A 17,458-nucleotide genomic window follows, 5' to 3' on the forward strand; every position below is an offset into this window, starting at 1 on the left:
ATGCTGGTGGCAAGAGCATCTTGTCACCGAAGGATTGCATGAACTTTGTCTCGCCTGCCGCACTGCTTTGCTGCCTGACCCTGGCCGCCGGCGCCGGCGCCGCCCCCAAGCCGCCGCCTGCCCAGCCGGCGACCGCCCCGTCGCCGGCGCTTCCCCCTGCCGCCACGCCGCCGGCGCCCGAAGCCGACAACGCCGCGCTGCCGCCGCCCTCCTCGGCCGCGCAAAAGGTCTACTCCGCCGCCAAGGGCGACCTGCTGCAGATCCGCATGCTGCTCAAGAACGGTCGCAGCCAGTCCACCGTCGGTTCCGGCTTCCTGGTCGGCACCAGCAACCTGGTGCTGACCAATTACCACGTGGTGTCGCAGATGGCGCTCGACCCGGACGTCTACATCGGTGAATACGTCGACACCGACGGCAAGCGCGGCCCGGTCGAACTGCTGGCGGTGGACGTGCTGCACGACCTCGCCGTGGTGCGCGTGACGCGTAATGGCACCGGCTTTTTCAATGTGCCCGAAAAGCTGGCCAAGCTCACCCAGGGCCAGTACCTCTACTCGCTCGGCAATCCGCTCGACCTGGGATTCGCCATCTCCGAGGGTTCCTACAACGGCGTCATCACGCGCAGCTTCTACGACCAGCTGATGTTTACCGGCCCGATCAACTCGGGCATGAGCGGCGGTCCCAGCGTGACGGTGTCGGGCGACGTGGCCGGCGTGAACGTGTCGAAGCGGCGCGACGGTGAGCTGGTGAGCTTCCTGGTGCCGGTCCGCTACGCCCAGGAGCTGCTGAAAAAGGTGGCCGCGCAAACGGCGCCGCCGAAGGACTTCAACCCGCTGATCGGCCAGCAGCTGCTGGCGCACCAGAAGGCGATGATCGACAAGCTGCTCGAGCAGCCGCTCTCGCTCAAGTCGATGGGGCCGTACAAGGTGCCGGTGCGCGAGAGCGAACAGGTACGCTGCTGGGGGCGATCGAACGTGAAGGCCGAGGCGACCTTCACCGCCGACACCATCAGCTGCCAGATGGAGTCGGCGATCTACGTGTCGGAGTCGCAGCAGACCGGCCACGTGGCGATGAGCCACCAGTACGTGCACTCGTCCAGCCTCGACAAGGTGCGCTTCTCGGTGCTGGCCAGCACCCTGTTCAAGGTGGACAACCTGGGGCGCGCCAAGGACACGCGCATGACCGGCCCTTCGTGCACCGAGCAATTCGTCGCCACCAAAACCGTGCCGCTGCGCGCGGTCACCTGCGTGCGCGCCTACCGCAAGTTCGCGGGACTGTATAACTTCACCCTGATGACCGCCACCAACGACGACCCGAAGGCCAGCCTGCAAAGCCGCATCGACGTCTCCGGCGTCTCGTTCGAGAACGGCATGCGCACCACGCGCGCCTTCCTTGAGGCGCTGGGCCGCGGGGGCAAGCAATGAGCGCGCCCTACTTCGTCGAGACGCTGGCGCGCAACGGCGACGTGCTGCACCGGCACCGCGTCGATGCGCTGCCGATCCGCATCGGGCGCGGCTACGACAACGACTTCATCGTCGACGACGCCCACTGCGCGCCGCGCCACGCCATCGTCGAATCGGACCAGGACGGGCGCATGGTGCTGCGCGACCTGGACACCAGGAACGGCGTGGTCCACCGCGGCAAGCGCATGGCCACGCTGGTCATGACCGGCAACACGATCGTGCGCATCGGCCACACCACGCTGCGCGTGCGCGCCGCCGACTTCCCGGTACCGGCCGAACAGGTGGACCGCACGATGCATGCGTGGGAAGGCGCCATGCCGGGCCTGGCCGGCCTGTTCCTGATTGGCGTCGTCGCGCTGTTTACCATGTGGCTGAACGACACCAGTTCGTTCCAGCTGATCCGCTACCTGCAGGCGCTGGCGTTCGGCATCGGCGCCGCGCTGGTGTGGGCCGGCGGATGGGCCTTCGCCAACCGGCTGTTCGGACGCCACGCGCGGCTCGGGCGGCACCTGTTCATCCTCGGCTCCGCGCTGGCGGCGCTGGTGGCGATCGAGCTGATATTGAGCACGCTGGCGTACGCGTTCTCGTTCGAGTGGCTCACGCGCTACGGCGCCCACCTGGTCATCCTGCTGGCGGCGGGCATGCTGTACTTCCACCTGTCCACCGTCAAGCCGAACGGTTCGCGGCGCTTCGCCATCACCTGCCTGGTGCTGGCCGCGCTCGGGTCCGGCCTGACCCTGATAAGCAACGAGCAGCGCACCGGCCGGATGGGATCGGAGCTGTACATGTCGGTGCTGATGCCGCCGTCGATCAAGGTGGCGCGCGACCATAACGTCGATGAGTTCATGGTGAAGGTCGGCGGCATGAAGGCCAAGCTCGACGCCGAGCGCATGAAGAAGGTCAAGGACAACGTCGCCGAGGATGACGACGACTGATCAGAATGGGGCCTGGTCCTGCGGACCTGACCCCAGTTTGGCTATGAGCGCACATGCTGTCCGGTCACGCGCGCCAGATCGACCTGGGCGCCGGCGGCGACACGCGAAATACTTCTCTGGTAGGCGCGCAGCGTGTCGGCGGCCGGCTGGGCGCGCGCGCTGGCGGCGAGCAGCGCCTCGGCCGGGCGCCGGTGAGCGATGAGCTGGTGACCGGCCACGCTGATCTCTTCCAGCAGCGTCTGCGCCAGTTGGATGTTCAGGTCGCACACATGCCGGAACGAACGGAAAAACGACTTGCCCAAGTCGCTGGCAAACGAAATCTGGGCGTCCAGGTGACTGCGGACGGCAGGGGTGACGGATGGTGGAAATTGAAACATCGGTTGGCCTTGGTTGTAGTCAAAGGAGGTACAAGACTAGGGGCAGGAGCACTTCACCGGTTTGATCCATGTCAAGTGGAGCGGCCTGCGGTCAAGGTGGCGGCGCGGGCAATTGTGTTCCGCAATCCTTGCAGAAACGCGCGTTGGGCTCGTGGCCACCGGACCCGCAGCCGGGGCAAGTGCGGGCGTAGCGCCCCCGTCCAAGGCGCATCGAGGTCATCTCGGCGGTGACGATGCCGGTGGGCACCGCCAGGATGCCCCAGCCGAGCAGCATCATGAACGAGGCGATGGTCTTGCCCAGGCCCGTGTGCGGCGTGATGTCGCCGTAGCCGACCGTGGTCATCGTCACCGTCGCCCAGTACATCGCCACCGGGATGCTGGTGTAGCCGTGCCCCGGCCCTTCGACGACGTACATCACGGTGCCGAGGATCAGCACGGCCATCAGCACGACCGACAGGAACACCAGGATCTTGCGTCCGCTGGCGCGCAGCGCGCCGCCCAGCATCGTGTATTCGTCGATGTACAGCGTCAGCTTGAAGATGCGGAACACGCGCAGCAGGCGCAGGATGCGGATGTCGAGCAGCGCCGCCGCTTCCGGCACGAACAGCGAACAATAGGTCGGCAGCACCGACAGCAGGTCGATGATGCCGAAGAAGCTGGTGGCGTAGCGCAGCGGATGGCGCACGCAGGACAGGCGCGCGATGTATTCGGCGGTAAACAGGATGGTGACGCCCCACTCCAGCGCGTCCATCGTGCCGCTGTGAACCGAATGGATGGACGGCACGCTGTCGAGCACGACGACCAAAATGCTCAAGAGGATGGCGATCACCAGCGCGATGTCGAAGTTGCGGCCGGCCGGGGTGTCGGCCTCGAAGATGACGTTGTACAGGCGCCGGCGCCAGCCTTCCGGCGGCTTGCCGAATTGCAGAGCCGCCTGCTGCTCGGCCACGGGCGTGGCGCGATCGCTCATGGCCGTGCGGCCGGCGGGCCCTTCAGTTCGATCATGTTTCCTTCGGGATCGTGCAGATAGATCGACGGTCCCTCGCCCTCGGCGCCGTAGCGCGATTCGACCGGGCCGGCCGCGACGCCGTGCGCGGCCAGGTGGGCGCCGATCGCGGCGGCGTCGAACGGCTCGACGCGAAAGCATACGTGATCGAGATTGCGCCCTTCGCGACCCGGCGCGGCGCCGCCCATCCTGCCGAGCTTGCCGTCGGCCGGCACCAGGTCCACCAGCGCGCTGCCCGCGCGCAGCTGCACCAGGCCAATCTCGTCCTAGCGCCTTTCAATACGGCAACCGAGCACATCGCAGTAAAAACGTATCATCTCGTCCAGCCGTATCACGCGCAGGACGATGTGGTCGATCTCGCGGATTGCGATCGCCATGTCAGTCGGCGTGGCGCTCGACCCAGGTGGCGAAGGCGTCGATGAATGTCTTGAGGAACTTTTCGGTGGACTCGTCGGTCAGCTTGTCGCCGTCGAAGTGCTTGCTGATGTTGCCGATGTAGGCTTCGGGCTGCTGCATCGCCGGCATGTTGAGGAATACCAGCGACTGGCGCAGGTGGTGGTTGGCGCCGAAGCCGGCAATGGCGCCCGGCGACACGCTGACCACGCCGGCCGGCTTGCCGTTCCAGGCGCTCTGGCCGTAGGGGCGCGAGCCGACGTCGATGGCGTTCTTCAGCACGCCCGGCACCGAGCGGTTGTACTCGGGCGTGACGAACAGCACGCCGTCGAAGCCCTTGATCTTGTCGCGGAACTCGGTAAAGGTGGCCGGCGGCGCATCGTCGTCGTCCTGGTTGTACAGCGGCAGCTGGCCGATCTCGACGATCGTCATGTCCAGTTGCGGCGGCGCCAGCAGCATCAGCGTCTTGGCGACTTTGCGGTTGAACGATTCCTTGCGCAGGCTGCCGACGATGACGGCGATTTTCCGTGAGGCCATGACGTTTCCTTTACTGTGGGCGAATAGACAATGACCATTTTTGCATCTTTTACCCGATCAGCGCGCACGCAAGGCTAAATCCGCCCGCGCCTGAACGCGGCCAGGAATTTGCTCGCCGCCGCTTTGCTCAGGACGGTGACGGGATCCCCGTGATAAGCATACAGGAACTGCGGCCCGCCCAGCCGGTCGGTCAGCTTGGCCGACAGCAGGAAGCGTGTGCCGGCCGGGTACTGCGCCGGATCGGACAGCGCGCGCGAGCAGTGCACCGGCAAGGTCGGTGCGAACGCCTGCCCCGCCATCGGCCGGATGACCAACGCGCCGGTGCGCGGATCGATCACCGATTCGACCGCCACTTCGCGGTAGGCCCAGGTATCGCGCGCCATCGCCTTACGCCTTCACCGCTGCAGCCGGCGCGCGCGCGACGTGCGCCTCGCGGATCGGCAGGTTGACCAGCGCGGCGCCGAGCGCGAGCACGATGTCGGCGTACCACATCCAGGTGTAGTCGCCGAAGGTCACGAACGACAGCCCGCCCAGCCAGGCGCCGAGGAAGCCGCCGACCTGGTGCGACAGCAAGGTCAGGCCGAACAGCGTGGACAGGTAGCGCATTCCGAACAGCTTGCCCACCAGGCCGGCGGTCGGCGGCACGGTGGCGAGCCAGGTGAAGCCCAGCGCGGCGGCGAACACGTAAAAGGTCAGCGGCGTTTTCGGCGCCAGCAGGTAGATCACGATGATGAGCGCGCGGCTGCCGTACATAAGGGCCAGCAGGGACTTCATGCGAAACCGCATCGACAGCGCGCCGGCGGTCAGGCTGCCGGCGATGTTAAACAGGCCGATCAGCCCAAGCGCGGTGGCGGACACGCCGGCCGACAGGTTGCACAGCGCGACCTCGCCCGGCAGGTGCGTGACCAGGAAGGCGATGTGGAAGCCGCACGTGAAAAAGCCGGCGTGCAGGCACAGGTAGCTCGGATCCTTCAATGCGATCTTCACCTGCTGGCCCAGCGTCATGCCGCCCTGCTCCGCCGGCTTCGCAACCGCGCCCGGTTTGACGCCGGCGTTGCGGCGCAGCGGCCACGCCAGCGGGATGGTCAGCAAGGTGGTCGCGGCCATGGTCAGCATCGCGGCGATCCAGCCGGCGCTGCTGATGATCGCTTGCATCAGCGGCGCGAACACGAACTGCCCGAACGAGCCGCCGGCGTTGATGAATCCGGCCGCGAACGGGCGGCGCTCGGGCGGCAGGCGCTGCGCGGTGGCGCCGATCAGGATCGAGAAGCTGCCCGCCCCGGCGCCGGCCGCGCTGAGGAAGCCCATCGTAAACATCAGTCCCCATTGCGAACTGACCAAGGGCGTGAGCGCCAGGCCGGCGGCGAGCATCAGCGCGCCCAGGATGATCACCTTGGCCGAGCCCCACTTGTCGGCCACGGCGCCGAACACGGGCTGTGCGGCGCCCCACATGAACTGGCCGACCGCCAGCGCAAAGCTGATCGACGCGATGCCCAGGCCCGTCGAGGTGTTAATCGGCGACATGAACAGGCCGGTGGTCAGGCGCGCGCCCATCGTGATCATCAGGATGGCCGATGCGGCGAGGATCAGCAGCCACGCGGCGCGCGGCGTCATTTCAGTCTGGGTTGGCATGGTGGAGATCCTCGATCAGGGGAGTGAGCTGGGTGAGCGTGGTGTCGAGCTGCGCGTGCAGCGCGCGCACGTTGGCGGCGCCGATCAGCCGCTCGAATTCGGTCTGGGCGGTGCGCCAGGCGCCGTAGGCCTGCTTCACCTTGGCGCGGCCGGCGGCGGTGATGGTGACGATGCGCTGGCGGCTGTCCTCGCCCGCCTCGAGCGTGATCCAGCCGGCCTCGATCAGCGGCTTGAGGTTGCGCGTCATGGTGGTGCGTTCGATGCCCAGGCGGTCGGCCAGCTCGGCCACCGGCAGCGCTTCCTGGCCGGCGTTCTTCAGCACCGAGTACTGGGTGGTCTTCAGGCCGACGGTAGCCATGTGGTGGTCGTACACGCGCGACATGGCCCGGGTGAGCTTGCGCAGCTTGAAGCAGGTGCAGCCGAGCGGGGTTTCAATCAGGTCAGCCATAAAGAGTGTAGGTGCACATATCGGATGAAGCCGATTATAGTGCATATACACCCTTTGTGTTGGTGCGAAGGCGAATCCGTTTAAAGCCGCGGCCTAAACCCTGGGGTCAGGTCCGCCGGACCTGACCCCGTCTTTGACGCTGGCGCCTCAAGCGGCCGGCGCCTTGATCAGCATGCAGATCGCCTCGGCCGCCATGCCCTCCTCGCGCCCCAGGTAGCCCAGCTTCTCGTTGGTCTTGGCCTTGATGTTGACCTGCTGCGGCGACACCCCGATGTCTTCGGCGATGCGCGAGACCATCTGGCCGATGTGCGGCGCCATCTTCGGCGCCTGCGCGATGATGGTGGCGTCGATATTGCCGATCAGGTAACCGGTGGCGATCACGCGGTGCGCCACTTCGCGCAACAAGGTGCGCGAGTCGGCGCCGGCGAACATCGGATCGGTGTCCGGAAAGTGCTTGCCGATGTCGCCCAGCGCCGCCGCGCCCAGCATCGAGTCGATGATCGCGTGCAGCAGCACGTCCGCGTCCGAATGGCCGAACAGGCCCAGGCGGTGCGGGATGGTGACGCCGCCGACGATCAGTTTGCGGCCTTCGACCAGCGCGTGGCAGTCATAGCCGGTGCCGATGCGAAACGGAGGAGCGGGATTGTAGGATGCAAGAGACATGTCAGTTCGCTTAGGTTAAGGCGCGGCCAGGTACATCGCGGCGATCTCGATGTCGCGCGGCAGCGTCACTTTTAAATTACGGGGATGTCCTTCGACCAGCATGGGCGCGTGGCCCATGGCTTCGACCGCGCTGGCGTCGTCGGTGATGGCGGCGGCGTCGCTGGCGGCAGCTAGTGCGTCGCGCAGCAGTCGGAAGCGGAACATTTGGGGTGTCTGCGCCAGCCACAGGCCGTCGCGGGAAATCGTGGCGACAGTGTCGCCGGCAGCGCGCTTGACGGTGTCGACCACCGGCAGCGCCAGCAGGCCGCCGACCGGATGCGCGCCGACCTCATCGACCAGCTTGTCGATAAGCGCGCCGTTCAGGCCAGGCCGCGCGGCGTCGTGCACCAGGATCCAGTCGTCCTCGCGCACCGTGCCGGCCATCGCCTGCAGGCCGTTCTGGATCGATTCCATGCGGGTGGCGCCGCCGCAGCGCAGCACCGACACGCCGTCGCGCGGCGCAACGCTGTCGATCTGGCCGTCATCGGAACTGACCACCACGAAAGTGTGGCTGATGCGCTCGCTGGACAGGAAGGCGTCGATGGTATGGCGCAGCATCGGCTTGCCTGCGATGGGGAGATATTGCTTGGGTCCGTCCGCAGCCATCCGGGCGCCGACACCGGCCGCCGGGATCAAGGCAAAGTAACGTGGTGCTGGGCTGTTCATCGTTGGTTCGTCAGTGTTTATGCGGCGGTCTGATAAGGGACTGTACCTCACCTTTGCAAACTCTGCTCAGGCGGGCGTACTCTTGCGGCGAGTCGATTTCCGCTTGTAATTGCTCGACACGGTCCAGCTCATTTTTAATGTACGGCATCCATTCGGCATCGATTTCGCGCGCCAGCATCGCCTTGGCCTGGCCCATCGGCGCGTAGATCGGCCGGCCGGCAAATCGCCTGTCCAACGCGGCGCGCACCACTGTTTCCACTTTCGACAAATGGCTCAGGTAGACCTTGAGATGGCGCATCTCATGAGCAAGAATCTCCTGATATGAGCACGAACCGGGCGGAAATTCGCGGCCCACGTACACCGTGATCGGAATGTACGACAGCGCAACCGTAATTTGCGGCGCGATGCATTCGCGCCGCGACTGCGGATCGGCCAGCAGTTTGGCGTCGAGCTGGATCGAAACGCGCGATTCGGCGCGCGTCAGGCCGAGCACGTAGCTGCGCCCGGCAGCCGGCGGCCGCATGCCGGTCAGGCGCTGGTAGGACACGGTATTGTTGATCGTGTAACCCTGGTCGCTGGCGGAGAGGTGCGCGGCCGTGGCGCCGATGCCGCTTTCGCAACGCGCCTCGAAACGCGACGGCTGCGCTGCCGCGGCGCCGGCCGAGGCCAGCAGCACTGCAGCCGCCAACCGCCGTTTCATCGGAAGGTTCAGGCGCTTTTCCAGGCGCCGGACAGGATCTTTTCGAGCCAGAAGGTGCCGATCACGGTCTTCACGTCCGTCACCTCGCCGCTTTGGATCATCGCGAGCATCTCCGGCACGCTGGCGCGGAAGGTTTCGAGGAACTCGCCGTCGTCGAGCTGCGCCTCGCCTTCGGTCAGGCCGCGCGCCAGGTACAGGTCGAGGTGCTCGTCCGAATAGGCGATCGCGTTGTGGATGGTGCAGACGAACTGCCAGTCGGCGGCCGTGTAGCCCGTTTCTTCCTGCAGCTCGCGCTTGGCGCATTCGAGCGGATCTTCGCCCGGATCGATCTTCCCGGCCGGGTATTCGACGAACACCTGGCCGAGCGGATAACGGAACTGGCGCTCGAGCAGCACGGTGCCGTCGTCGAACACGGGAAGGATCACGACCGCGCCGGGATGGCGGATGAATTCACGGTGGGTTTGCGCCCCGTCGGGCAGCGCGACGCGGTCGCGCGTGACTTTCAGGAAGCTGCCCTCGTACGCCAGCTCGCCGTCTATGCGGGTTTCCTTGAGGTGGTCGTCCATGCGGGCTCCGAAAAAGTCAGTGGTGGCGCTTGCGCAGATAGCGTATCACGAAGCCGGGGAAAGCGAGCGTGACGAACAGCGGGACGGTGAGCATGTAGAACTCCTTCTCCTGCCCGAACACGTTGCCGATCCGGCCTTCGAGCAGGCGCGCCAGCGCGCCCACCACGAAGTACAGCACCAGCAGCTCGGCCAGGCGCACCCACAGGGGCTTGGCGCCCTTCAGCGGGATCAGGCCGAACACGTTTTCGGTCAGGAACGGCAGGTTGGCGAGCGCCAGTGCGACGGCGATCACCACCCATGCTGCCAGCGATACATCCATCAGGTGCCGAGGGTCTTGCTCATCGCGTGCATGCAGGCGCCCAGCAGGCCGCCCGGCACCAGGCCGAGGACCACGATGCCCACGCCGTTCAGCGACAGCATCAGGCGCATGTCGCCAGGCACCGCGATGACCGAAGCGTCGGCCGCTTCGTCGAACCAGATGGTCTTGACGACGCGCAGGTAGTAGAACGCGCCGATCAGCGAGAACATTACGGCCGCAATCGCGAGCCAGACGTAGCCGGCGGTGACGACCGACTGCAGCACCGCCCACTTGGCCATGAAGCCCATCATCGGCGGCACGCCGGCCAGCGAGAACATCAGGATGGTCATGACGATGGCGAACCACGGGCTGCGCTTGCCCAGGCCCTTGAAGTCGGCGATTTCTTCGGCTTCGAAGCCGGCGCGCGCCAGCATCATGATCAGGCCGAAGCTGCCGACCGTGGTCAGGACGTAGGTGATCGAGTAGTACATCGCGGCGCTGTAGGCCGACGCGGCGTTGGCCGAATCAACGCCGACCACGCCGGCCATCAGGCCGAGCAGTACGAAGCCCATCTGCGCGATGGTCGAATAGGCCAGCATGCGTTTGAGGTTGGTCTGCGCGATGGCGGTCAGGTTGCCGATCGCCAGCGACAGCACGGCCAGCACCATCAGCATCTGCTGCCAGTCGATCGCCAGCGGCAGCAGGCCTTCGACCAGCAGGCGGATGCAGATCGCGAACGTGGCCAGCTTCGGCGCGCCGCCCAGCAGCAGGGTCACCGCGGTCGGCGAGCCCTGGTAGACGTCAGGCACCCACATGTGGAACGGCACGGCGCCCAGCTTGAACGCGAGGCCGGCGACGACGAACACGATGCCGAATACCATGATGGTCTTGTTGGCGATGCCGCCGCTTGCGGCCTTGGCCACTTCGGTCAGGTCCAGCGAGCCGGTGGCGCCGTACAGCATCGAGATGCCGTACAACAGGAAGCCCGAGGCCAGCGCGCCGAGGATGAAGTACTTCATCGCCGCTTCGGTCGATACCGCGTGGTCGCGGCGGATGGCGACGAGCGCATACAGCGACAGCGACATCAGTTCGAGGCCGAGGTAAATCACCAGCATGTTGTTACCCGAGATCATGACCATCTGGCCAAGCATCGAGAACAGCGCGAGCACATAGAACTCACCGCCCAGGTTACCGGACAACATGCCGCGCTCGGAGGCGTACTGGCGCGAGTAGATCAGCGTCATGCCGATCGTGAGATACGTGAACAGCTTGAGCAGGTTCGACATCGGGTCCGACACGAACATGTTGTTGAACGTGTAGACGGTAGTGCCGGCGTTGAAGTCGGCGTAGCTCAATACCGCGCAGCCGGCCAGCGTGGCCAGCGACAGGTAGTAGGCCAGCGAGCGCTTCGACATGAACATGTCGATCAACAGGATCGCCGACGCCGCGACCATCAGGAAGATTTCGGCGTAAACCGGGATCAGGTTTGGGTTGGTCATTTGATTCATTTCGATTTAAGGCAGTTTGCTGACGGCGACGTGCTGGAGCAGGTCGGCCACCGAGGTTTGCATCGTATCGGTGAACGGCGCCGGGTACAGGCCCATTGCGATCACGGCGATGGCCAGCACGGCGAACATGAAGAACTCGCGCTTGTTCATGTCGGTCAGTTCGTCGACATGCTTGTTGCCGATCGCGCCAAAGATCACGCGCTTGACCATCCACAGCGAGTAGGCCGCGCCGAAGATCAGCGCCGTGGCGGCCAGCAGGCCAATCCAGAAGTTGAACTGGACCGCGCCCAGGATCACCATGAACTCGCCGACGAAGCCGGAGGTCGCTGGCAGGCCGCAGTTGGCCATCGAGAACAGCACCATGAAGGCGGCGAACTTCGGCATGCGGTTGACCACTCCTCCGTAGTCGGCGATCTGGCGCGAGTGCATGCGGTCGTACAGCACGCCGATCGACAGGAACATCGCGCCGGAGATGAAGCCGTGAGAGATCATTTGCACGATACCGCCCTGCACCGCCATCGGGTTGAAGACGAAGAAGCCGAGGGTGACGAAGCCCATGTGCGCGATCGACGAATAGGCGACCAGCTTTTTCATGTCCTTCTGGACCAGCGCGACCAGGCCGATGTAGATCACGGCGATCAGCGACAGCGTGATGATGAAGCCCGACAGGTAGTGCGACGCATCAGGGGCGATCGGCAGCGAGAACCTCAGGAAGCCGTACGCGCCCAGTTTCAGCATGATCGCGGCCAGCACGACGGAGCCGCCGGTAGGCGCTTCGACGTGGGCGTCCGGCAGCCAGGTGTGCACTGGCCACATCGGCACCTTGACGGCAAACGCCATCAGGAATGCCAGGAAGATCAGGACCTGCTCGCGCATCGAGAGCTTGAGGGTGTGCCACTCGAGGATGCTGAAGGAGCCGCCCGACTTGTTGTACAGGTAGATGATCGCGATCAGCGTCAGCAGCGAGCCGAAGAAGGTGTACAGGAAGAACTTGAACGCCGCGTACACCCGGTTGGCGCCGCCGAACACGCCGATGATGATGAACATCGGGATCAGGGTCGCTTCGAAGAAGAAGTAGAACAGCAGGCCGTCGAGCGCGCAGAACACGCCGATCATCAGTCCCGACAGGATCAGGAAGGAGCCCATGTACTGCGCAACGCGCTCTTCGATCACCTGCCAGGCGGAGATGACGACGATGACCTGGATGAAGGCGGTCAGCGGCACGAACCACAGCGACAGGCCGTCGACGCCGAGCGCGTACATGATGTTGAAGCGGCCGATCCACGGCGTGCTTTCAACGAACTGCATGCCGTGGTGGGCATTATCGAAGTGCATCAGCAGCGGAATCGTCACCAGGAAGCTGATGATCGAGCCGATCAGGGTCACCCAGCGGGTCAGGCCCGGGTTCTTGTCGCGGCCGATGGCCAGCACGATCATGCCGAAGATGACCGGGAGCCAGATCGACAGGCTAAGGTACGGAGGATAGGTAGAAAGAGACTGCATCATTTTCTTTATCTTTGTCGGGTCTGATTAAGCGTGCCAGAACGGGAAGAAGTACATCAGCGTGGCCAGCACGCCGATGATCATCACGAACGCATAGTGGTAGATGTAGCCGGTCTGCACGGTGCGCACCACCGTCGAGAACCAGCCCACCAGCTTTGCGCTGCCGTTGACGATCAGGCCGTCGATCAGGCCCTTGTCGCCGACGTTCCACAGGCCGTTGCCCAGGAGGCGCGCGCCGCCCGAGAACACCACGTCGTTGAACTTGTCCATGTAGTACTTGTTGTCCAGCAGCGTGTGCAGCGCGTGGAATTTGGCGTAGAACCAGGCCGGCACTTTCGGGTTGATCAGGTAGCAGTAGTAAGCCGAGGCGACACCAAGCGCGGCGAGGATGAACGGCAGCGAGGTGAAGGCGTGCATCGCCATCGCCATCGCACCGTGGAACTCTTCGTGCAGTTCGTGCATCGCGTGGTGGTTCTCGCCGACGAAGATGACGCCCTTGAAGAAGTCGCCGAACAGCATCGGGCCGATCGTCATGTAGCCGATCACCACCGAAGGAATCGCCAGCATCACCAGCGGGAACCACACCACGAATGGCGACTCGTGCGGCTTCTGGCCAGGCTCCAGGCCATGGTGGTGATGGTCGTCGTGGTCTTCGTCGTGCGCGTCCGAATCGTGGCGGACGACGGCATGGTCGTCCCTATGGTGCTGCGGCTTGCCGAAGCGCTCTTCGCCGTGGAACACCAGGAAGTACATGCGGAACGAGTAGAACGCCGTGACGAACACGCCGGCCAGCACCGCGAACTGGGCGAAGCCCGAGCCCCAGATGTGGGTCGCGGCGGCCGCCTCGATGATCGAGTCCTTCGAGTAGAAGCCCGAGAAGAACGGGGTGCCGATCAGCGCCAGGGAGCCGAGCAGCGAGGTGATCCAGGTGATCGGCATGTACTTGCGCAGGCCGCCCATATTGCGGATGTCCTGGTCGTGGTGCATGCCGATGATGACCGAGCCGGCGCCGAGGAACAGCAGCGCCTTGAAGAACGCGTGCGTCATCAGGTGGAACACGGCGATCGAGTAAGCCGACGAGCCGAGCGCCACGGTCATGTAGCCGAGCTGCGACAGGGTCGAGTAAGCGACCACGCGCTTGATGTCGTTCTGGATGATGCCCAGGAAGCCCATGAACAGCGCGGTGATCGAGCCGATCACCAGCACGAAGGACAGCGCGGTGTCGGACAGCTCGAACAGCGGCGACATGCGCGAGACCATGAAGATGCCGGCGGTGACCATGGTCGCCGCGTGGATCAGTGCCGAGATCGGGGTTGGGCCTTCCATCGAGTCAGGCAGCCAGACGTGCAGCGGGAACTGGGCCGACTTGCCCATCGCGCCGATGAAGAGGCAAATGCAGGCGGCCGTCAGCAGCGGCCAGCCGGTGGCGGCGACGCTCATGGCGGCGAGCGCCTCGCGCTTGGCGAACACTTCCTGGTAGTTCATGGTGCCGGCGTAGGCCAGCAAGAGGCCAATGCCCAGGATGAAGCCGAAGTCGCCGACGCGGTTGACCAGGAAGGCCTTCATGTTGGCGAAGATCGCGGTCGGGCGGGTGTACCAGAAGCCGATCAGCAGGTACGACACCAGGCCCACCGCTTCCCAGCCGAAGAACAGCTGCAGGAAGTTGTTGGCCATGACCAGCATCAGCATCGAGAACGTAAACAGCGAGATGTACGAGAAGAAGCGGTTGTAGCCTTCGTCGTCCGCCATGTAGCCGATGGTGTAGATGTGCACCATCAGCGACACGAAGGTCACCACGCACATCATCATCGCCGACAGCGCATCGATCTGGAAGCCGACTTCCATCTTCAGCGAGCCGACCGTCATCCAGTTGTAGATCGTGCCGTTGAAGGTGGCGCCGTCGTTCACCGCGAGCAGGGTCTGCACCGAGATGAGCAGCGCGACCAGCACGCCCAGGATGGTGGCCGCGGTCGATACCTTGCGGCCGACCACTTCGCCGAGGAACTTCGTGCCCAGCAGGCCGGCGATCGCCGAGCCGGCAAGCGGCGCCAGAGGGACCGCCAGAAGGAGGTTAGGGTTGAGAATTTGCCCCGCCATGTTGAACCTTAATCGTTATTTATTCGAATGAATGAAGCTGCGAACTTAGCCCTTCAGGCTGTCCAGGTCTTCCACGTTGATCGTGTCCAGGTTACGGAACAGGACCACCAGGATCGCGAGGCCGATTGCCGATTCTGCGGCCGCCACGGTCAGGATGAAGAACACGAAGATCTGCCCTGCCGCGTCGCCCAGGTAGTGCGAGAACGCGACGAAGTTCAGGTTCACCGCCAGCAGCATCAGTTCGATGGCCATCAGCAGGATGATGATGTTTTTCCGGTTCAGGAAGATCCCTACGATCGAGATCGCGAACAGGATCGCGCCCAGGACCAGGTAGTGTGCGAGCGATAAAGTCATTTCTTCTCCTTGGCGTCGGTGGCGACGACGGCTTGCGCTTCCGCGGCAGCCAGTGCGGCGGCGGTTGCAGCGGCGTCGATCGCCGGCTGGTCCACTGCCTTCATCTTGACGATGCGCAGGCGGTCGTTGCGCTTGACGCGCACGGCGATGCCCGGATCGATCGCCTTGGTGTCCTTGCGCTTGCGCAGGGTCAGGGCGACGGCGGCGATGATCGCCACCAGCAGGATCACGGCGGCAACTTCAAAGCCGTAGATGTACTTGGTGTAGATCAGGATGCCCAGCTCCTTCGTGCCGCCGATGTTGGCGCCCGAAGCGGCGGACTGGTTGTCCACGTTGAGGAAACCGCGCCACAGCACGGCGGCCATCTCGAGCACGATCAGCGCGCCGATGCCAGACGCCAGCGGCAGGTAGCCCCAGAAGCCTTCGCGCATGCGGTCGATATTAATATCCAACATCATCACGACGAACAGGAACAGCACCATCACGGCGCCGACATAGACCAGCACCAGCACGATGGCCAGGAACTCGGCCTTCAGCAGCATCCAGATGCCGGCCGCGTTGAAGAACGCGAGCACCAGGAACAGTGCCGCGTGCACCGGATTGCGGGCGGTGATGACGCGGGTGGCGGCGAGCACCATGATCGCCGCGAACACGTAGAACAAAGCAGTTTTAAATTCCATGACTAACCCAGAGTCCTACAGTTATTAGCGGTACGGAGCATCGGCTGCGCGGGCGGCAGCGATGTCGTTCTCGTAGCGGTCGCCGACCGCCAGCAGCATCTCTTTCGTGTAGTACAAGTCGCCGCGTTTCTCGCCGTGGTACTCGAGCACGTGGGTCTCGACGATCGAATCGACCGGGCAGGACTCTTCGCAAAAGCCGCAGAAGATGCACTTGGTCAGGTCGATGTCGTAGCGCGTGGTGCGGCGCGAGCCGTCGTCACGCTGCTCGGACTCGATCGTGATGGCCATGGCCGGGCACACCGCTTCGCACAGCTTGCAGGCGATGCAGCGCTCTTCCCCGTTCGGGTAGCGGCGCAGCGCGTGCAGGCCGCGGAAGCGCGGCGACATCGGCGTCTTCTCTTCCGGGTACTGCACCGTGATCTTGCGCGAAAACATGTACTTGCCGGTCAGGGCCATGCCCTTGAACAGCTCCGTCAGCATCATGCTGTTGAAAAAATCTTTAAAACGATCCATTGCTTTTCCTTACTTCCAAATGTTCCAGGACGTCTGCATTACGCCTGCGACCAGGACCAGCCAGACCAGGGTCAGCGGAATGAACACTTTCCAGCCGAGGCGCATGATCTGGTCATAGCGGTAGCGCGGGAACGTGCCGCGTACCCACACGAACAGGGAGACGATGAAGAAGGTCTTGGCGAACAGCCAGAAGAAGCCGCCGAAACCACCGCCAAATTCGAGGACCTTGAGCGGCGCAGCCCAGCCGCCGAGGAACATGATCGAAGCCAGTACGCCGATCAGGATCATGTTGGCGTATTCGGCCAGCATGAACATCGCGTACGACATGCCCGAGTATTCCACCATGTGGCCGGCGACGATTTCCGACTCGCCCTCCACCACGTCGAACGGGTGGCGGTTGCACTCGGCGAGACCCGAGGTCAGGTAGACCACGAACAGCGGCAGCAGCGGCAGCCAGTTCCAGGAAAGGAAGGACAGGCCATGCTCGACCATCGAACCGCGCTGCTGCACGGCGACGATGTCGGAGAAGTTCAGCGAGCCCGATACCAGCAGCACGACCACCAGCACGAAGCCCATCGGGATTTCGTAGGAGATCATCTGGGCCGAGGCGCGCATGGCGCCCATGAACGAGTACTTCGAGTTCGACGACCAGCCGGCGATGATGATGCCGTAGACTTCGAGCGAGGTGATCGCCATCAGCAGCAGCAGGCCGGCGTTGACGTCCGCCAGCGCCACTTGCGGGCCGAACGGCACCACGACCCAGGCGGCCAGCGCCGGCGCGATCGTCAGGATCGGGCCGAGGATGAACAGGCTGGTGGTGGCCTTGGTCGGGACGACGATTTCTTTCAACAGCAGCTTGAGCGCGTCGGCGATCGGCTGCAGCAGGCCGGCCGGGCCGACCCGGTTCGGGCCGATACGGATCTGGATCCAGCCGATCAGCTTGCGCTCCCACAGGGTGGCGTAAGCGACGAGGCCCATCAGCGGCAGCAGCACGCAGAGGATCTTGACGAGGGTCCAGACCAGCATCCACAACGAAGAGCCGAGCAAGGCCGTTCCGTGGGACTGGGCGGTAACGATCATTTC

General features: G+C 64.4%; 20 protein-coding genes and 1 pseudogene. 2 read left to right on the forward strand and 19 right to left on the reverse strand.

Annotated features, from left to right (window positions below; genetic code table 11):
• Nucleotides 1-38: 38 nt before the first annotated feature.
• Both Q4S45_RS12100 and Q4S45_RS12105 read left to right on the forward strand, forming a co-directional pair.
• A complete protein-coding gene (locus Q4S45_RS12100) occupies nt 39-1,421 on the forward strand; it encodes a serine protease (protein WP_305504477.1) in 1,383 nt (460 codons plus the stop codon).
• Nucleotides 1,418-2,395, forward strand: coding sequence for an FHA domain-containing protein (locus tag Q4S45_RS12105; RefSeq protein ID WP_305504479.1), 978 nt, complete (start codon nt 1,418-1,420; stop codon nt 2,393-2,395). The genes Q4S45_RS12100 and Q4S45_RS12105 overlap by 4 nt, the downstream gene beginning before the upstream one ends.
• 41 nt (nt 2,396-2,436) lie before the next feature.
• On the opposite strand, the gene Q4S45_RS12110 is transcribed toward Q4S45_RS12105, so the two are convergent.
• From Q4S45_RS12110 to nuoH, 19 genes and pseudogenes are all read right to left on the reverse strand, one after another.
• Nucleotides 2,437-2,772 carry a phasin family protein gene (locus tag Q4S45_RS12110; RefSeq protein ID WP_305504481.1) on the reverse strand — a complete coding sequence of 112 codons (336 nt, stop codon included), beginning with the start codon at nt 2,770-2,772 and terminating at the stop codon, nt 2,437-2,439.
• A 91-nt stretch (nt 2,773-2,863) separates the two neighbouring features.
• Nucleotides 2,864-3,742 carry an ion transporter gene (locus Q4S45_RS12115; protein WP_305504482.1) on the reverse strand — a complete coding sequence of 293 codons (879 nt, stop codon included), beginning with the start codon at nt 3,740-3,742 and terminating at the stop codon, nt 2,864-2,866.
• Nucleotides 3,739-4,155 (reverse strand): annotated as a pseudogene (locus Q4S45_RS12120) (VOC family protein). The gene Q4S45_RS12115 and the pseudogene Q4S45_RS12120 overlap by 4 nt, the downstream one beginning before the upstream one ends.
• A 1-nt stretch (nt 4,156) precedes the next feature.
• Nucleotides 4,157-4,708 (reverse strand): NADPH-dependent FMN reductase, encoded by a 552-nt coding sequence (locus tag Q4S45_RS12125; protein ID WP_305504483.1) that lies wholly within the window; start codon nt 4,706-4,708, stop codon nt 4,157-4,159.
• Between the two features lie 74 nt (nt 4,709-4,782).
• Nucleotides 4,783-5,091 carry a hypothetical protein gene (locus tag Q4S45_RS12130; RefSeq protein ID WP_305504485.1) on the reverse strand — a complete coding sequence of 103 codons (309 nt, stop codon included), beginning with the start codon at nt 5,089-5,091 and terminating at the stop codon, nt 4,783-4,785.
• A gap of 4 nt (nt 5,092-5,095) precedes the next feature.
• The gene (locus tag Q4S45_RS12135; RefSeq protein WP_305504487.1) at nt 5,096-6,340 is read right to left on the reverse strand and encodes an MFS transporter; all 1,245 of its coding nucleotides are present in this window, start codon (nt 6,338-6,340) and stop codon (nt 5,096-5,098) included.
• Nucleotides 6,324-6,788, reverse strand: a complete 465-nt coding sequence (locus Q4S45_RS12140; protein WP_305504490.1) for a MarR family winged helix-turn-helix transcriptional regulator — start codon at nt 6,786-6,788, stop codon at nt 6,324-6,326. Before Q4S45_RS12140 ends, Q4S45_RS12135 begins: the two co-directional genes overlap by 17 nt.
• Nucleotides 6,789-6,935: 147 nt before the next feature.
• Nucleotides 6,936-7,451, reverse strand: coding sequence for a 2-C-methyl-D-erythritol 2,4-cyclodiphosphate synthase (ispF, locus tag Q4S45_RS12145; RefSeq protein WP_305504491.1), 516 nt, complete (start codon nt 7,449-7,451; stop codon nt 6,936-6,938).
• Nucleotides 7,452-7,466: 15 nt separating this feature from the next.
• Nucleotides 7,467-8,156, reverse strand: a complete 690-nt coding sequence (gene ispD / locus Q4S45_RS12150) for a 2-C-methyl-D-erythritol 4-phosphate cytidylyltransferase (protein WP_305504493.1) — start codon at nt 8,154-8,156, stop codon at nt 7,467-7,469.
• A gap of 10 nt (nt 8,157-8,166) precedes the next feature.
• Nucleotides 8,167-8,844, reverse strand: a complete 678-nt coding sequence (locus Q4S45_RS12155; protein WP_305504495.1) for a hypothetical protein — start codon at nt 8,842-8,844, stop codon at nt 8,167-8,169.
• A 20-nt stretch (nt 8,845-8,864) separates the two neighbouring features.
• Nucleotides 8,865-9,422: an NUDIX domain-containing protein gene (locus Q4S45_RS12160; protein WP_305504497.1), complete on the reverse strand. Its 558-nt coding sequence runs from the start codon at nt 9,420-9,422 to the stop codon at nt 8,865-8,867.
• Nucleotides 9,423-9,438: 16 nt separating this feature from the next.
• Entirely contained in the window at nt 9,439-9,741 is a 303-nt protein-coding gene (locus Q4S45_RS12165) for a DUF2818 family protein (RefSeq protein ID WP_305504499.1), read from the reverse strand.
• A complete protein-coding gene (nuoN, locus tag Q4S45_RS12170; protein WP_305504501.1) occupies nt 9,741-11,219 on the reverse strand; it encodes an NADH-quinone oxidoreductase subunit NuoN in 1,479 nt (492 codons plus the stop codon). The genes Q4S45_RS12165 and nuoN overlap by 1 nt, the downstream gene beginning before the upstream one ends.
• Nucleotides 11,220-11,234: 15 nt before the next feature.
• Nucleotides 11,235-12,734, reverse strand: coding sequence for an NADH-quinone oxidoreductase subunit M (locus Q4S45_RS12175; protein ID WP_305504503.1), 1,500 nt, complete (start codon nt 12,732-12,734; stop codon nt 11,235-11,237).
• Between the two features lie 24 nt (nt 12,735-12,758).
• Nucleotides 12,759-14,828: an NADH-quinone oxidoreductase subunit L gene (gene nuoL, locus Q4S45_RS12180; RefSeq protein WP_305504505.1), complete on the reverse strand. Its 2,070-nt coding sequence runs from the start codon at nt 14,826-14,828 to the stop codon at nt 12,759-12,761.
• Nucleotides 14,829-14,873: 45 nt separating this feature from the next.
• Complete coding sequence (gene nuoK / locus Q4S45_RS12185) at nt 14,874-15,182, reverse strand: NADH-quinone oxidoreductase subunit NuoK (protein WP_136218558.1); 309 nt, start codon at nt 15,180-15,182, stop codon at nt 14,874-14,876.
• Nucleotides 15,179-15,862 (reverse strand): NADH-quinone oxidoreductase subunit J, encoded by a 684-nt coding sequence (locus Q4S45_RS12190; protein WP_305504509.1) that lies wholly within the window; start codon nt 15,860-15,862, stop codon nt 15,179-15,181. Before Q4S45_RS12190 ends, nuoK begins: the two co-directional genes overlap by 4 nt.
• Nucleotides 15,863-15,886: 24 nt before the next feature.
• The gene (gene nuoI / locus Q4S45_RS12195) at nt 15,887-16,375 is read right to left on the reverse strand and encodes an NADH-quinone oxidoreductase subunit NuoI (RefSeq protein ID WP_305504511.1); all 489 of its coding nucleotides are present in this window, start codon (nt 16,373-16,375) and stop codon (nt 15,887-15,889) included.
• Nucleotides 16,376-16,384: 9 nt separating this feature from the next.
• Nucleotides 16,385-17,455 carry an NADH-quinone oxidoreductase subunit NuoH gene (gene nuoH / locus Q4S45_RS12200; protein WP_374046107.1) on the reverse strand — a complete coding sequence of 357 codons (1,071 nt, stop codon included), beginning with the start codon at nt 17,453-17,455 and terminating at the stop codon, nt 16,385-16,387.
• Nucleotides 17,456-17,458 lie beyond the last annotated feature (3 nt).

Origin of the sequence: Massilia sp. R2A-15 (genome assembly GCF_030704305.1) — a bacterium.
In the GTDB taxonomy this organism is placed as follows: domain Bacteria; phylum Pseudomonadota; class Gammaproteobacteria; order Burkholderiales; family Burkholderiaceae_D; genus JAFCUW01.

Bases quoted from the DNA above. Each gene is read 5' to 3' on its own strand.
- Q4S45_RS12190 (WP_305504509.1), bottom strand. From the start codon at position 15,862: ATGGAATTTAAAACTGCTTTGTTCTACGTGTTCGCGGCGATCATGGTG.
- Q4S45_RS12135 (WP_305504487.1), bottom strand. From the start codon at position 6,340: ATGCCAACCCAGACTGAAATGACGCCGCGCGCCGCGTGGCTGCTGATC.
- Q4S45_RS12115 (WP_305504482.1), bottom strand. From the start codon at position 3,742: ATGAGCGATCGCGCCACGCCCGTGGCCGAGCAGCAGGCGGCTCTGCAA.
- nuoK (WP_136218558.1), bottom strand. From the start codon at position 15,182: ATGACTTTATCGCTCGCACACTACCTGGTCCTGGGCGCGATCCTGTTC.
- ispF (WP_305504491.1), bottom strand. From the start codon at position 7,451: ATGTCTCTTGCATCCTACAATCCCGCTCCTCCGTTTCGCATCGGCACC.
- Q4S45_RS12160 (WP_305504497.1), bottom strand. From the start codon at position 9,422: ATGGACGACCACCTCAAGGAAACCCGCATAGACGGCGAGCTGGCGTAC.
- Q4S45_RS12140 (WP_305504490.1), bottom strand. From the start codon at position 6,788: ATGGCTGACCTGATTGAAACCCCGCTCGGCTGCACCTGCTTCAAGCTG.
- Q4S45_RS12105 (WP_305504479.1), top strand. From the start codon at position 1,418: ATGAGCGCGCCCTACTTCGTCGAGACGCTGGCGCGCAACGGCGACGTG.
- Q4S45_RS12130 (WP_305504485.1), bottom strand. From the start codon at position 5,091: ATGGCGCGCGATACCTGGGCCTACCGCGAAGTGGCGGTCGAATCGGTG.
- Q4S45_RS12165 (WP_305504499.1), bottom strand. From the start codon at position 9,741: ATGGATGTATCGCTGGCAGCATGGGTGGTGATCGCCGTCGCACTGGCG.
- Q4S45_RS12175 (WP_305504503.1), bottom strand. From the start codon at position 12,734: ATGATGCAGTCTCTTTCTACCTATCCTCCGTACCTTAGCCTGTCGATC.
- Q4S45_RS12110 (WP_305504481.1), bottom strand. From the start codon at position 2,772: ATGTTTCAATTTCCACCATCCGTCACCCCTGCCGTCCGCAGTCACCTG.
- ispD (WP_305504493.1), bottom strand. From the start codon at position 8,156: ATGAACAGCCCAGCACCACGTTACTTTGCCTTGATCCCGGCGGCCGGT.
- nuoL (WP_305504505.1), bottom strand. From the start codon at position 14,828: ATGGCGGGGCAAATTCTCAACCCTAACCTCCTTCTGGCGGTCCCTCTG.
- nuoN (WP_305504501.1), bottom strand. From the start codon at position 11,219: ATGACCAACCCAAACCTGATCCCGGTTTACGCCGAAATCTTCCTGATG.
- nuoI (WP_305504511.1), bottom strand. From the start codon at position 16,375: ATGGATCGTTTTAAAGATTTTTTCAACAGCATGATGCTGACGGAGCTG.
- Q4S45_RS12100 (WP_305504477.1), top strand. From the start codon at position 39: ATGAACTTTGTCTCGCCTGCCGCACTGCTTTGCTGCCTGACCCTGGCC.
- nuoH (WP_374046107.1), bottom strand. From the start codon at position 17,455: ATGATCGTTACCGCCCAGTCCCACGGAACGGCCTTGCTCGGCTCTTCG.
- Q4S45_RS12125 (WP_305504483.1), bottom strand. From the start codon at position 4,708: ATGGCCTCACGGAAAATCGCCGTCATCGTCGGCAGCCTGCGCAAGGAA.